This window comes from Streptomyces sp. NPDC037273 (assembly GCF_055603625.1).
On record NZ_JBVJVO010000012.1, the window covers coordinates 1 to 13,844 of the forward strand.

Genomic DNA, 13,844 nt, shown 5'->3' on the forward strand with positions numbered 1-13,844 from the left:
TGAGGGGGGGGGTGGGTGGGGGGGGGGGGGGGGGGGGGGGGGGAGGGGTGGGGGGGGGGGGGGGGGAAGGGGGGGGGGGGGGGGGGTTCCCCCCCCCCCCCCCCCCCTCTTCAGTGCCGGCCCGGCTGGAAGAAGTCCAGGGCCACGCGGAGGATTTCGCGTTGCTTGGGCCAGTCGGAGACGGGGCCGGCGGCGAGGATGGCGTAGTGGGTGCCGTCGGGGGCGGTGAAGGCGCGGTCGACGACTTTGCGGCGGCCTTCGTCGCGGTCGTAGGCGTAGATCAGCTCGGCGGCGTCGGACGGGGCGCCGGGTTCGCCGGTGACCCGTTCGAGGCTGATCTCCTCGTAGCCGGGCTTGTTGGCGCGGCCGTCGTCCGAGGCGCCGCGCAGGGCGTCGTACGGCGTCAGGTTCGTCTCCAGGATGACGAAGACCTGGATGAGGCTTCGCCCGTCCGGGGAGTTGAAGAAGACACCCGCGTCCGACTCGGTACGGTTCCAGCCGTCCGGGACGCCGATCGTGAAGCCCTTCACGTCCTGCTGCGCGGTGTAGCCGGGCGGCGGGACGTCGTCCGACGGGGTGGACGAGTCGGACGGCGACGGCGACGGCGAGTCCGACGGCTCGTCGGTCGGCGTGTCGCTCGTCTCCGGCGGCGCCGACACCGTCGTCGCCGGGCCCTTCGCCGCCGGATCCTTCGCGTCGCCCCGGCCCCACACCAACCAGCCGCCCAGCGAACCCGCGGCCAGGACGGCCACCGCGACCCCGGCCGCCAGCCCCACCCGCGAGCGCGGCCGCTCCGCCCCCGCGCCGCCGCTGCCGCTGCCGCTGCCGCTGCCGGGCGCGGGGTACTGCCACCCACCCGTCTCGGCGACGTACTCCGGCACGCCCCCTGACCCGTACCCGGGCGGGACCACCGGACCCACGGCAGCCGTGCCGCCGGGGCCGTACCCGGGCGGGGCCACCGGACCCACGGCAGCCGTGTCGCCCGAGCCGGGGCCCGCGCCCGCCTCCGGGGCGTGTTCCGGAGGCGGGGGTGCGACGGGGCCGCGGGTGGGCGGGAGTGGAGGGGTGGAGGGGGTGGTGGGGGCAGTGGGCGTGGAGGGGGACTGGTCCCAGCTTTGGGTTTCGTCGTTCCAGCGGGGAGTGGGCATGTCAGGTTCCGAGGAGGGTGCCGACGGCTTGGCCGACGGCGACGCCGGAGGCGAGGATGCCGGTGACGACGCCGGCGTCGGTGAGGGCCTGGCGGAGGCGCTGGAGGCGGCCGGTGCCGACGCGGCCGGTGCCTTCGATCTCGTCCTCGGTGTCGGAGAGTTCCTCGTCGAGGGCGGTGATCTGGTCGGAGGCGACGACGCCCTGGAGGTCGGTGCGGAGCTTGCGGACGGCTTGGAGGAGCTCTTCGTGCTGGGGGTCGCGGGCGGGCTGGGTGCCGTTGACGGTGCTGGTGACGGTGTTGTTGTCGCCGATGGTGACGTTGCCGCCGGTGTTGGTGACGGAAATGCCGCCGCGGCCACGGGTGTTGTCGGTGTCAGCCACGATCGCCTCCGGTCGTCGAGGTGGTGAAGGTCTTGTGGGTCACGGTGTTGTTGTTGCCGAGGGTGACGTTGCCCTTGGTGTTCTCGATGAAGGTGCCGCCCTCGGCGACGTGGATGATCTTCTGCTCGAACTCGGCGGTCTCGTAACCGGCTTCGCGGAGGGCGGTGGTCACGCCGTTGGCGACGCGGTCCTGGATGCTCTTGAGGTAGCGGCTGACGTCCATCTCCTGGAAGAGGGAGGCCTCGTCGTCGGAGCCGAGCTCGCGGACGGAGGCCCAGGGCCCCTCGGGCAGGGCGTTGGCGTGGCCGGCCGTGAGGACCTTCCAGAGGTGGCCGATGGCGCGCCAGACGGTGACGAGGGACTGGCCGAAGGAGCGCGGGGTCTGACCGAGGGCCCAGACGGCGCGGCCGAAGTGGTGGTTGCGCAGGAAGCGGTAGGCGTTCCGGTCGGCGTACCGGAAGAGGGACTTGACCGGGCGCAGGACGTGCGGCGCGACCTCCAGCATGAGCATGCCGCCCTGCGTGTGGACGCGGACGAAGACGGTCGTGACGATCTCCTCGCCCCAGCCGCCGACCCTGATCCGGAGGAAGTGGCGGCGGGTCTCGCCGCCTTCCTCGATGGCGCCGGAGCGGTGGGCCTCGAAGCCTTCGGGGGTGTACGGGGCGGCCTCCCGCGACGGGAGTCCGTCGACGGGCAGGAAGACGACCTCGTCGATCTCGAGGTCGCGCAGCCGGTCGCGTACGGCGGCCTGGAGCCGCGGCGAACCGTGCGAGGAGGGCACGCGGAGCCCCTCCACGAGGGGGACGACGTGGCGCATGATGGCGCTGTTGTCGAGCGGCTCGGGCGCCTTGGCGTCGAGGTTCTTGCGGGGGACCAGTTCGATGGAGAGCGACCAGGGCTCGTACTGCAGGCCGGCGCCGCAGAAGGGGTCCTCGGCGCCGTACATGATCAGTCGGGCGTGCTGTTCGACCCTGATGCGGTCGCGCAGCCGCCGGAAGCGGGCTCCGTCCGCGAGTTCGGCGGGGTCGCTGCGCTGGTCGGGGAAGCGCTCCCGGGAGAGTTCCTGGGTGAGCGCGCGGGCGAACTGGCCGCGCTGGGTGGCGACCGCCCAGGCCACGAGCAGCGGTACGGCGATGGTGATCCAGATTTCCAGCTTGCCGACGCCCCACAGGCCCTGGGCGGCGAAGGTGGCGGCGAGGTCGAGGACGTCTCCCGCGTCGGAGGCGTCACCGAGGAAGCCGCCGTCCGAGTCCTCGTCGCCGAGGGCGATGAAGAGGAGGAACAGCGCGGACTGGACGAACATGATCCGTCCGTACCAGCGCAGGACGAAGGCGGGGACCGTCCGGTAGACCGGGGCGGTGGCGGAGCGGCCGCGGACCCAGCGGGCCAGGCCGAGCAGCAGGAACGGCACGATGATGGTGGTGATCATGCCCTTGGTGAGCGGGATCGCGATGATCCAGAGGGCGATGATGCCGGCGGCCCAGCCGAGCTCGACGCGGCGGGCGCGCAGCGCGTGGGCGAGGACGCGGCTCGCGTCGTAGCCGAGGGCGGGGGCGGCGAAACGCTCCTCGTGGACGTACAGCTCGTCGATGACCGCGTCACGGAACGCGTCGTCGAGGTACGTGCCGGCGCAGAGCAGCCGGGTCGCCTCGCTGGATGCCGGTAACCGGCGGGGGTCGACGGCCGGCGCGGCGCTCGGTGGCGCGGTCGGCGGCTGACCGGGTTGCTGGGGCACGAAGGACTGCGACAAGACTCCCCCGAATGTGGCGAACTGTCCGTATTTTCGGCCGAGTTGGCCGGGACCGGTTGGACAGCATAGGGGAGGTCACGCGTCCGTGTCGGCGCGAAAGTGGCGCTCTGCGACCGGAACGATACCGAAAACGGCGCCCCCGGGCCGCACGGTCGGTCGTGCGGTCCGGGGGCGCCGGGAGTGCGGAGTGCCGGCGTGACCCTCAGGTGCCGGAACTCGGATCCGGCGTACCGGCGGTCCGGGCCGGTACGCGGATCAGGGGGTTCAGATCAGGCCGAGCTCGCGGACCGCGTCGCGCTCCTCCGACAGCTCCTTGACGGAGGCGTCGATGCGGGCACGGGAGAAGTCGTTGATCTCCAGACCCTGGACGATCTCGTACTGGCCGTCCTTGCAGGTGACGGGGAAGGAGGAGATCAGGCCCTCCGGGACGCCGTAGGAGCCGTCCGACGGAACGCCCATGGAGGTCCAGTCGCCCTCGGCGGTGCCGTTGACCCAGGTGTGGACGTGGTCGATGGCGGCGTTGGCGGCGGAGGCCGCGGAGGACGCGCCACGGGCGTCGATGATCGCGGCGCCGCGCTTGGCGACGGTCGGGATGAAGGTGTCGGCCAGCCACGCCTCGTCGTTGACGACCTCGGCGGCGTTCTTGCCGGCGATCTGCGCGTGGAAGATGTCCGGGTACTGGGTCGCGGAGTGGTTGCCCCAGATGGTGAGGCGCTTGATGTCCGTGACCGAGGAGCCGGTCTTCTGGGCCAGCTGCGTCAGCGCGCGGTTGTGGTCCAGGCGGGTCATCGCGGTGAAGCGCTCGGCCGGGACGCCCTTGGCGGCCGACTGGGCGATCAGGGCGTTGGTGTTGGCCGGGTTGCCGACGACGAGGATCTTGACGTCGTCCGCGGCGTGGGCGGCGATGGCCTCGCCCTGCGGCTTGAAGATGCCGCCGTTGGCGGCGAGCAGGTCGCCGCGCTCCATGCCCGGGCCACGCGGGCGGGCGCCCACGAGCAGACCGATGTTCGCGCCCTCGAAGCCCTGGTTCGGGTTGTCGAAGATGTCGATGCCCTTGAGCAGCGGGAACGCGCAGTCGTCGAGCTCCATGGCGGTGCCCTCGGCGGCCTTCACGCCCTGCGGGATCTCGAGGAGGCGCAGCTTGACCGGCACGTCCGCGCCGAGCAGGTGGCCCGAGGCGATGCGGAAGAGCAGCGCGTAGCCGATCTGGCCGGCCGCGCCGGTGACGGTGACATTCACGGGAGTGCGGGTCATGGCGATCTCCGTAAGACAGCTGGCGGTGGGGGTCCCTGCCCCTGGTGCTGGACTCCTCTTCCTGATCGACGATCGACGATCGATCGGTCTGATCGATCGGTGTCTCGACGTGAAGAGATTTCCAGCGGTCAGGCTATCGGACCCGGGGGCCTGCGCACCCCCACCCCCTTGTGGTCCGGCTCACTGCCACCCTTCCGTGCGGCCACGCCAGGGCCCCGTGAGGCCCCGGGGTGGTACCGGAATGGTCACTTCCGTGCCACAGCGCACGGCCGGATCTTGCTCCGGATTGGCGCGTACATGACCCTTGAACGCGAGGGCGCCCGCCCTCCCACGGGGGAGAGGGCGGGCGCCGTCACAGCACGCGCGGGCCCGGGACCTACGTCACCGTCAGATGGAGTACGTCCTCCAGGAACGGGATCCGCAGCCACGGCGCGGGCTGCACCATCAGCGCCAGGAACACGATCAGGGCGCCCATCACGCCGTACGTGATCATGTCCGTGAAGCGGGACCGGACGGCCAGCATGCCGACCGACGGCAGCACCCGGCGCATCACGGCGCCGATGAGCAGCGCCGCCCCGACCAGGATCACGCCCACCCGGAAGGACTGGTCGAACGGGTCCGTACCCACCACGATCAGTCCGGCCCCCGCGAGCCCGAGCACGCTCAGCAGCGGCCACTGCCGCGCCGGCGCCGGCGCGTCACCGGGCGCCGCCCGGCCGCCGCCCTCGGGCCGCGCGGTGTCCGTCGTCAGCTTCGGCGCGGGCCGCTTCCACCGACCGGCCGGGGCCGCGTCCACGTCCGGCGCCTTGTCCCGACCGGCGTCCGGCGCTTTATCCCGACCGGCATCCGACGCCTTGTCCCGACCGGCGTCCAGGGCGGCGCCCGCCGCGGCGTCCGTCGCCGTGTCCGTCGTCACGCCCGCCGTTACGTCCGTCGTCCCGCCCGCCGCCGTGTCCGCGGACGGGTCCGTGGACGTTGCCGCGGACGTGCCCGCGGACGGGTCGGATCCCGCCGGGGTCCCGGGGGTTTCCGGGGTCCCGGAGGTCACGTCAGAGCGCCGCGGCCGCGCGCTCGGCGGCCTCGACGACGTTGACGAGGAGCTGGGCGCGGGTCATCGGGCCGACACCGCCGGGGTTGGGGGAGATCCAGGCGGCGACCTCGGCGACGCCGGGGTCCACGTCGCCGAGGATCTTGCCCTCGCCGTTGCGGGAGACGCCGACGTCGAGGACGGCGGCGCCCGGCTTCACGTCCTCGGGCTTGATGAGGTGGGGCACGCCGGCGGCGGCGACGATGATGTCGGCGTTGCGCAGGTGGGCCGAGAGGTCCCGGGTGCCGGTGTGGCACTGGGTCACGGTGGCGTTCTCGGAGCGGCGGGTGAGGAGCAGCGGCATCGGGCGCCCGATGGTGACACCGCGGCCGACGACGACGACCTCCGCGCCGTTGATCTCCACGCCGTGCGCGCGCAGCAGCGTGATGACGCCGTTGGGCGTGCAGGGCAGCGGGGCGGGCTCGTTGAGCACCAGGCGGCCGAGGTTGGTCGGGTGGAGGCCGTCCGCGTCCTTGGCCGGGTCCATCAGCTCCAGGATGCGGTTCTCGTCGATGCCCTTGGGCAGCGGGAGCTGGACGATGTAGCCGGTGCAGGAGGGGTCTTCGTTGAGCTCCCGTACGACCGCCTCGATCTCCTCCTGGGTGGCGGTGGCGGGCAGGGTGCGCTGGATCGAGGCGAGCCCGACCTGCGCGCAGTCACGGTGCTTTCCGGCCACGTACTTCTGGCTGGCCGGGTCGTCGCCGACCAGGACGGTGCCGAGGCCGGGCGTGATGCCCTTCTCCTTGAGGGCCGCCACACGGACGGTCAGATCGGACTTGATCGCGGCTGCGGTGGCCTTGCCATCGAGAATCTGGGCGCTCATGGAGACATCCTCCCGGATGACCCCCGCCTTGTTCCAATTCGCTCCCGCCGAGGGCTCCGTGATGCGGAGCGACAGGTTGCACTTGCACAACTCCGATGCGTATCGACTGGACAAAAAGTCGACCTTGCGACGACGATGATCCGCGAAGTACCGCGGAAAGTGCCGGGGGGAAATCCGCTCAAATGCCGTGAAAGTCCTCCGCGCGGGCCGCGTCGTCCCCGCACAGAGAAATTCACGGAGGAATCCCGCGATGAGCTTCGGCGACCCGAACAACCCCTACGGCCAGCAGCAGGGCCAGGGCCAGCAGCCCGGTTACGGCTACCCGCAGCAGACCCCCCAGGGCGTCCCGCCGCAGGGCGGCTACGGCTACCCGGCCGCTCCCCCGGTCTCCCCGTACGGCGGTTACCCGGCCGGCCCGACCGAGATGCCCGGCGGTGTGAAGGCCGCCCGCGTGATGCTGTGGATCATGGGTGCCTTCAACCTCATCGGCGGCCTCGCGATCATCGGCCTCTCCTTCGCCGTCGACAGCGAGCTGGAGAAGTCCGGCGCCTCGTCCGCCGACGCCGAGGCGTTCGCCGACCTCGGTCAGGGCATCCTGATCGTCGCGGGCATCGTCTCGCTCATCTTCGCCGTGGTCGGCATGGTGCTGGCCGCCAAGTTCCGCTCCGGCGGCAACGGCGTCCGCATCGGCTCGATCGTCTACGGCGCCGTCGGCGCGCTGTTCAGCCTCTTCTCGCTGCCGCTCGGCATCGTCAGCCTGGCCCTCGCCGTCCTGGTCATCGTCTTCACGGCGAAGTCCGACGGCGCCGCCTGGTTCAACCGGAACAAGCAGCAGTACTGAGCCTGACGCACGACGGAGGGGCGGTATCCACACCCGGATACCGCCCCTCCGTCGTCCGTCGTCAGGACGACCGCTTGAGGACCGCGAATCCGTCCGAGCGGTAGGTGATCTCGTACGTCGCCTCCGGATGCAGTTGCGAAGCCAGCTGCGCCGGATCCGACACCTGCTGGGACCAGCCGCGCAGGTCGAAGGCGAGGTACTCGGGGGTGGCGCCCTTCGAGGTGCCCACCCAGTAGACGCGGTGGTCGGCCGTGAGGTGGGCGAGGAGCGAGACGTCGGCCTCCACGGTGGCCCCGTCCGGCACCGCGGCGACCGCGGCCCGCGCCTGCTCGGCCCGGGTGTCCGCGCGGTAGGTCTCCGGCTTGATCAGCTCCCGCAGCGGCAGGTTGGCGGCGAGGACGAGCGCGACCGCCGTCGCCACCGGGACGACGACCTTCCCGTACGAGACGAGCCAGGCCCGCGGCGAGGTGCGCACGGCCCGGGTGGCGTCCACCAGGGCCAGGAAGACGATCGGCATGAGGATGGCGCTGTAGTGCCAGTGCATGCCCCAGTGGTTGGGGTCCTGGGAGAGGAAGCGCCAGCCGAGGGTCGGCAGGACGAGCAGGATCAGCGGGGAGCGCAGGGCGAGGAAGCCGGTGATGGCGAGCAGGTAGACGACCATCTCCCACCGCTCCCCCGAGGCGAGGGCGTCCCCGATGACCTGGCCGAACGAGGTGTCGGCGCCCTGGCCGGTCTTCTCGATCTTCGACCAGTAGTCGTACTGGCCGAGCCGGCTGGCCGCCGGGATCAGGACGAGGACCGTGAGCGCGAAGGCCGCCACGCCGAATCCGGCGAGGGCGGCGCCGAGACGCTTCTGTCCCTTCAGGAAGAGGACCACGCCGACCATGGCGACGGTGAGGCCCATGTCCTCCTTGACCAGGACGAGCGGGGCGGCCCAGGCGACGGCCGCGGTCCAGCGGCCGAGGATCAGGGCCCGGCAGGTCAGGGCGAGCAGCGGTACGGCGAACGCGATCTCGTGGAAGTCGGACTTGACCGCCTCCTGGAGGCCCCAGGACAGCCCGTACGCGACGGTCAGCCCGATGCCGGCGGCGCGGCTGCCCAGGACCTGCTGGGTGGTGCGGCCGACGACGACGGCGGACGCGGCGAACAGCGCGGCCTGGCCGAACAGCAGGGAGACCGGCGAGGGCCAGATCCAGTACAGCGGCGCGAGGAGCGCGGTGACGGGGCTGAAGTGGTCCCCGAGTATCTGGAAGCCGGGGCCCTTGATGTCGACGACGGGCGCGCGGAACTCGGCGTACGCCCTGACCGACTGCCCGAAGATCCCGAGGTCCCAGGAGGGCGTGCGGAAGTGCGCGTACTGCACCCACGAGTAGAGGAAGTACAGGCCGCAGAGGACGACCGCGAGGATCACGTACGGGCGCAGCGGGGCCGGTGAGAGGCCTCCCTCGGACGGCTCCGCGCCGGTGCTCTCCGCAGCGGGCCTGTTCAGTACGTCCAACACCACGTCCCCCACCACCGGCGGCCGACAAAAGAGCAACCCATTAGACCAGAGTCCACCCGATCGGCGGATCTGTCGTCGCGAGGATCACCCCGGGCCGGGCCGCGTACCCGGAGGGTGACGTTCTGCATTCGTTTATCGGAGCTTCCTACCCTGACCGCGCAGACCTCGGGGAAAGGAAGCGTCGTCATGTACAGCATCATCGTGGTGCCCGCACAGGCCGCGGACCCCGGTAGCCAGGTCAGGCTGGCGCCCGGCGAAAGACTCCACTTCGGCCGCACCACTCCCGCCCACGACACCGGACCCGCCCTCCGCGCGCACGACACCGGTCTCGCCGCCCCGCGCACCGTCGCCGGGCGGCGGCACCTGGCCATCCCGCACCCCGGCGTCTCCCGCACCGCAGGGGAGATCGGCGCGACGGCGAGCTACTGGACGCTCAGCAACTTCAGCACGGCTTCGACCTACGTCGTCGAGAACCCGGAGGGCGCCGGCGAGCACATCAAGATCGCCCCCGGGCGGATGGACGCGCCCGTTCCGTTCGAGTTCTCCCGGGTGGTGCTGCCCGCGGGCGGCGACCTGCTCGACTTCAGCGTCTGGGCCCCCCGTCACGACTACGTGGAGCGCACCCACACCGCGGTGGACGGCGAACCGACCGCGCTCGCGTTCCCGCTCGACCGCGGCAAGCGCTACTTCCTCGTCCTCACCGCGCTCTGCGAGTCCCGCCTGCGCGGCGCCCCGCACGCGCCGCTGCCCACGGTCGAGCAGATCGTGACCCGGCTGCGGCCCCTGTGGCCCGCGGTGAACCGCGCCTCGGTGCAGTGGAACATCGACTACCTGGCCGTGAAGTTACGGCTCAAGCCCGGCCCCGACACGGCCGAGGCGGGCCCCCGCCTCAACGGCAAGAAGGAGTCCCTGGTCTCGCTCGCGCTCCGCTTCGACCTGGTCCGCGAGGACGACCTGGCGACTCTGGCGGAGGCCGCCCGGTGACCGCCGCCTTCCCCCTGACGGTCCCGACCGGATACGAGATCGGCGGCTGGACCGTCGAGGAGCCCCTCGGCGCGGGAGCCTTCGGCAGCGTGTACGCGGCCCGCCGCACCGGCCCCCACAAGGACCACGGCACTCGAACCGCGCCTCAGAAGGACCACGGCTCCCGCACCGGCCCTCACAAAGACCACGGCCCCCGCGCCGCTCTCCCCGCCCGTGCCGCCCTCAAGTTCCTGCCGACGGGCACCCGCACCCCGCGCCAGCTGCGCCACCTCCGCGAACTCGCCGAACGCGAGGTGGACCTCCTCAGCCGGCTGCGCTCGCCCCGCCTGATCCGCCTGTACGAGACCCTCACGGTCGACGACCCGGCCCGGCCGGAACTGGACGGCGCCACCGTCCTCGTACTGGAACGGGCGGAGCGCCCCCTGCAGGCGCTGCTGTCCGCGACGGCCGCACCGCCCGCGACCGGGCCCGAGCTGCTCGTCCAGATCTGCGAGGGCCTGCACCAGCTGCACACGGCGGGCTGGGTGCACGGCGACCTCAAACCGGGCAACGTCCTGCTGATGCCGGACGGCACCGTGCGGCTCGGCGACTTCAGCACGGCGTGCGAACTGGACGGCACGCACGCGTACGCCTCCGGCTTCGCCACCCCCGACTACACGCCCCCCGAACTCCTCTGGTCCGAGGTCGGCGACCGCGGCACCCGCATCCGTCCCAGCTCCGACGTCTGGGCCTTCGGCGTCCTCGCCCACCTGCTGCTCACCGGCTGCTCCCCCCTCCCGGGCGGCACCCCGTCCGCCCGCCGCGACTCCGCCCTCCGCTACGCCCGCGGCGACGACCCCCTGCGCCTCTCGCCCGACCTCCCCCCGGCCTGGCGCGCCGTCGTCACCGACTGCCTCCTCCCCACCCACGAGGAACGCGCCCCGCACGACGCGGCCTCCCTCCTCCCCCGCGTCCGCGCCGCGGCGGCCGGCCGGCCGCCGGGCCGCCTCCGGCACTTCCTGCGGCGCCGCCCGCGCCGACCGTCCGGACGCCGGGCCCCGGGCAGGCTGGCGACCGTGACCGCCGCGGCCGTGGCCACCGCCGCGATCGGCTTCGTCATGCTGCGCGACGCCCCGTCCGCCGAGGCCGCGCAGGGCTACGAACGCTGCCCCATCGGCCACGCCTGCTTCTTCACCGAGCGGGGCGGCGAGGGCGAGATGTGCGCCTGGTACGACGACGAGCGGGACTGGCAGGCCGGGATCATCGTCTGCGACTGGGCCCGCGAATCGGCCCCGCGGTCCGCCTTCAACAACGGCTACACGGGCGACCCCCTGGACGGTGCCGCCTTCTACCGGAGCCCCGACTACCAGGACCCCCTGGGCTGCCTCCGGCCCAAGGAGACCCGCGACCTGCCCGCAGGCCTCACCGTCCGCTCCCTGAAGTGGAAGCCCGACTGCTGAGTGCCGCCGACCCTCTGACATCCGAGTACGGACGTGGCCCGCGACCTCGGGACCGTGGACCCACCTGATCGCGAGAAGGGAACAGACACGTGTCCTCCGTACCTCCGCGCACCGCGCTCCTGGCGTTCCTGGCGGCCCTCGGCCTCACCCTGGGCCTCGTCGTGGGCCTCGGCGCGAAACCGGCCGGCGCCGCCGCCCCGCCCGCCGGCAAACCGGACTTCCAGCTGCCCTTCGCCTGCGGCACGAAATGGCAGCTGAACACCTGGGGCCACAACCCGGCCCTCGACATCGTCAAGGACGGCAACCCCGGCTCCGACGGCCTGCCCGTCTACGCCTCCGCGCCGGGCACGGTCTCGGCCGCGTACTGGAACGCCGGGTCCGGCAACACCCTCCAGATCAGCCACGGCAACGGCTGGTTCACCGCCTACTACCACCTCCAGGAGGCGCCCGACGCGTACGTGAGGGTCGGCACCCAGGTCACCGGGGCCACCCAGATCGGCCGGATCGGCAAGTCCGGAAAGGCCGGCGACTGGGCCCACGTCCACTACGAGCAGCGCTACCTGGCCTCGGGCACGTTCACCGACGAGAGCCACCGCAAGCCGGTCCACTTCGGCGGAGTCGAGTACAGCGGGGACGAACGCCAATGGACGGGCGTCGTCAGCGGCAACTGCGCCCAGCCGCAGACCGCCCCCTACCAGCCGTGGAACTGCCCCAACGGCTCCGTCTGCTTCTTCTCCGAGACCGCCGGCCGGGGCACCGTCTGCAAGACCGCCGTGAACGTCCCCTCCAGCACCTGCGGCCTCCGCAAGTCCTTCTTCAACAACGGCAACCCCGAGCCCGGTGGCGACCACGTCTACGTCGCCTTCACCGAAGGCGGCTCCGCCTGCCTCCACCACGGCTGGACCGACGGCCGCGGCGACCTCCCCACCGGCGGCCGCACCGTCAAGTCCGTGACCTGGGGCGGCGAATGCCCCTGACCCCGCCCCAGTGACCCCGCCCCAGCGGCCCTAGGACGTACGAGGTACCCCGCCCCGGGCCGCGCCACGAGGGTATGACCGAGCCGCACACCCGGTGCGGCCCGGTCAGCCGGGGGTCCTCATGCCGCACCGCACCACCGTCCGCCGTGCCGGAGCCCTCGCGGCGGCCGCGGCCGGCACCGCGCTCGCCTTCGTCTTCGCCTTCACCGCGAGCGGGGACACCGCCGCCGGGCCGCCGCCCGAGCCCCGGGTCCACAGCGTCACCGACGCCGACCGCGTCCTGCTCCGCCACGCGGAGGAGGTGCTGGTCGAACGGTGCATGGCCCGGCGGGGCCTGCCGTACCGGGCGGGTCCGCTGCCGGCGCCGGACGAACGCAGGAGCGTCGGCTACCTGCTCTCGGACCTGGCCTGGGCGCGGAAGCACGGCTACGGCAGCCGTATCAAGGCCAAGGTCCTCGCGGCGCGGGCGGACGACCCCAACCAGCGCCACCTGGACCGCCTCACGCCCGCCGGGCGCCGGGCGTACGCCACCGCCCTGGACGGCGGCCCGGCCGCCCGCGAGCTGTCGGTCCGCGTCCCCGGCGGCGGCACGATCAGCCGCCGGCTCGGCGGCTGCCAGGAAGAGGCGCTGCGCGGGCTGTACGGGGACCCGGCGGTCTGGTTCCGGGTCAGCAAGATCGCGACCAACCTGACGCCGCTGTACGTGCCGAAGCTGAGCCGCGACCCGCGGTTCCTCGCCGCGCAGTCCGCCTGGGCGGACTGCGTGCGTGCCGCCGGACTCGACCAGCCGAACCCCCAGGCGCTCAAGGACGCCGTCCCGGCCGCGGTCGAGGGCCTGCCGGAGGACCGGGCGTTCGCCGTCGAGGTGCGGTACGCGACGACGGAGGCCCGGTGCGCCGTCTCCTCGGGCTTCGCCCGCACCGGCCGCGACCTCACGCGCCGGTACCTGGACGCCCTGCGCGGCGACCACGCCGAGCTGGACGCGTACGACCGGCTGGAGAGCACGGCGCTCGACCGCGCCCGTGCCCTCACCTGAACTTCCGCGGCACGGGGCCGCGGACGAAGGAGGAGAAATGAAGCGTCTCATCGGAAGCGCGGCCGCGGTGCTCGGCCTGGCCGCCGGATCCGTCCTGCTGAGCACTCCCGCGCATGCGGCGGGGTGCGACACCTTCTACAACAACACCGCCCGCTGGGGGTACATGTACGCCTTCGACGGCACCAACTGCTCGGGGCTCATGGGCGGGACCCCGGAAAGCGACGCCGACTGGGGTGACAACTCGGGTGCCTTCACCGGCAACGAGACCAACAACGCCGAGTCCGTCATGAACAAGGGCACCGGCACGACGTACCACATCGTCAAGTTCTTCGACTACACGGCGTACACGTCGGCGAACGGGTACGGGTGCCTCTCCCCGACCGACGCGCACGAGGGCAAGTACGCGAGCAATCTCTGGGACAACACCCTCAGCGACGGCGGCCCCGCCGCCAACAGCATCAGCTCGCACACCTGGGTGAGCAGCTGCTCCTGGTGGATCGACTGACGTCCGGCCCCACGCGGAGGGGGGGGGGGGGGGGGGGGGGGGGGGGGGGGGGGGGGGGGGGGGGTGGGGGGTGGGGGGGGGGGGGGGGGGGGGGGGGGGGGGGGGGGGAGAAAGGGG

Annotated in this window: 13 protein-coding genes; 6 read left to right on the forward strand and 7 right to left on the reverse strand. The window is 72.6% G+C overall.

Going from position 1 to position 13,844, the window contains the following annotated elements:
* Positions 1 to 110: 110 nt before the first annotated feature.
* The 6 genes from ACZ7G1_RS27580 to ACZ7G1_RS27605 form a co-directional block, all read right to left on the reverse strand.
* Entirely contained in the window at positions 111 to 881 is a 771-nt protein-coding gene (locus ACZ7G1_RS27580; protein ID WP_470879914.1) for a hypothetical protein, read from the reverse strand.
* A 268-nt stretch (positions 882 to 1,149) separates the two neighbouring features.
* Positions 1,150 to 1,530, reverse strand: a complete 381-nt coding sequence (locus ACZ7G1_RS27585) for a hypothetical protein (RefSeq protein ID WP_470879913.1) — start codon at positions 1,528 to 1,530, stop codon at positions 1,150 to 1,152.
* Positions 1,523 to 3,280 (reverse strand): hypothetical protein, encoded by a 1,758-nt coding sequence (locus tag ACZ7G1_RS27590; RefSeq protein ID WP_470879912.1) that lies wholly within the window; start codon positions 3,278 to 3,280, stop codon positions 1,523 to 1,525. The genes ACZ7G1_RS27585 and ACZ7G1_RS27590 overlap by 8 nt, the downstream gene beginning before the upstream one ends.
* Positions 3,281 to 3,544: 264 nt before the next feature.
* Positions 3,545 to 4,534, reverse strand: a complete 990-nt coding sequence (locus ACZ7G1_RS27595) for a malate dehydrogenase (protein WP_470879910.1) — start codon at positions 4,532 to 4,534, stop codon at positions 3,545 to 3,547.
* Between the two features lie 376 nt (positions 4,535 to 4,910).
* Complete coding sequence (locus tag ACZ7G1_RS27600) at positions 4,911 to 5,450, reverse strand: DUF3017 domain-containing protein (RefSeq protein WP_470879908.1); 540 nt, start codon at positions 5,448 to 5,450, stop codon at positions 4,911 to 4,913.
* A gap of 133 nt (positions 5,451 to 5,583) precedes the next feature.
* Positions 5,584 to 6,444, reverse strand: coding sequence for a bifunctional methylenetetrahydrofolate dehydrogenase/methenyltetrahydrofolate cyclohydrolase (locus ACZ7G1_RS27605; RefSeq protein WP_470879906.1), 861 nt, complete (start codon positions 6,442 to 6,444; stop codon positions 5,584 to 5,586).
* Between the two features lie 250 nt (positions 6,445 to 6,694).
* On the opposite strand from ACZ7G1_RS27605, the gene ACZ7G1_RS27610 reads away from it, so the two are divergent.
* Positions 6,695 to 7,285, forward strand: a complete 591-nt coding sequence (locus ACZ7G1_RS27610) for a hypothetical protein (RefSeq protein ID WP_470879904.1) — start codon at positions 6,695 to 6,697, stop codon at positions 7,283 to 7,285.
* A 61-nt stretch (positions 7,286 to 7,346) separates the two neighbouring features.
* On the opposite strand, the gene ACZ7G1_RS27615 is transcribed toward ACZ7G1_RS27610, so the two are convergent.
* Positions 7,347 to 8,786: a DUF2079 domain-containing protein gene (locus tag ACZ7G1_RS27615; RefSeq protein ID WP_470879949.1), complete on the reverse strand. Its 1,440-nt coding sequence runs from the start codon at positions 8,784 to 8,786 to the stop codon at positions 7,347 to 7,349.
* Between the two features lie 186 nt (positions 8,787 to 8,972).
* Here ACZ7G1_RS27615 and ACZ7G1_RS27620 point away from each other — a divergent pair, with 186 nt between their 5' ends.
* The 5 genes from ACZ7G1_RS27620 (at position 8,973) to ACZ7G1_RS27640 (ending at position 13,727) form a co-directional block, all read left to right on the forward strand.
* The gene (locus tag ACZ7G1_RS27620; RefSeq protein ID WP_470879902.1) at positions 8,973 to 9,770 is read left to right on the forward strand and encodes an FHA domain-containing protein; all 798 of its coding nucleotides are present in this window, start codon (positions 8,973 to 8,975) and stop codon (positions 9,768 to 9,770) included.
* A complete protein-coding gene (locus ACZ7G1_RS27625; RefSeq protein ID WP_470879900.1) occupies positions 9,767 to 11,209 on the forward strand; it encodes a serine/threonine protein kinase in 1,443 nt (480 codons plus the stop codon). Before ACZ7G1_RS27620 ends, ACZ7G1_RS27625 begins: the two co-directional genes overlap by 4 nt.
* An 89-nt stretch (positions 11,210 to 11,298) precedes the next feature.
* The gene (locus ACZ7G1_RS27630) at positions 11,299 to 12,186 is read left to right on the forward strand and encodes a peptidoglycan DD-metalloendopeptidase family protein (protein WP_470879898.1); all 888 of its coding nucleotides are present in this window, start codon (positions 11,299 to 11,301) and stop codon (positions 12,184 to 12,186) included.
* A gap of 121 nt (positions 12,187 to 12,307) precedes the next feature.
* Positions 12,308 to 13,222: a hypothetical protein gene (locus ACZ7G1_RS27635; protein ID WP_470879896.1), complete on the forward strand. Its 915-nt coding sequence runs from the start codon at positions 12,308 to 12,310 to the stop codon at positions 13,220 to 13,222.
* A gap of 37 nt (positions 13,223 to 13,259) precedes the next feature.
* Positions 13,260 to 13,727, forward strand: a complete 468-nt coding sequence (locus tag ACZ7G1_RS27640; protein WP_470879894.1) for a hypothetical protein — start codon at positions 13,260 to 13,262, stop codon at positions 13,725 to 13,727.
* Positions 13,728 to 13,844: the final 117 nt, after the last annotated feature.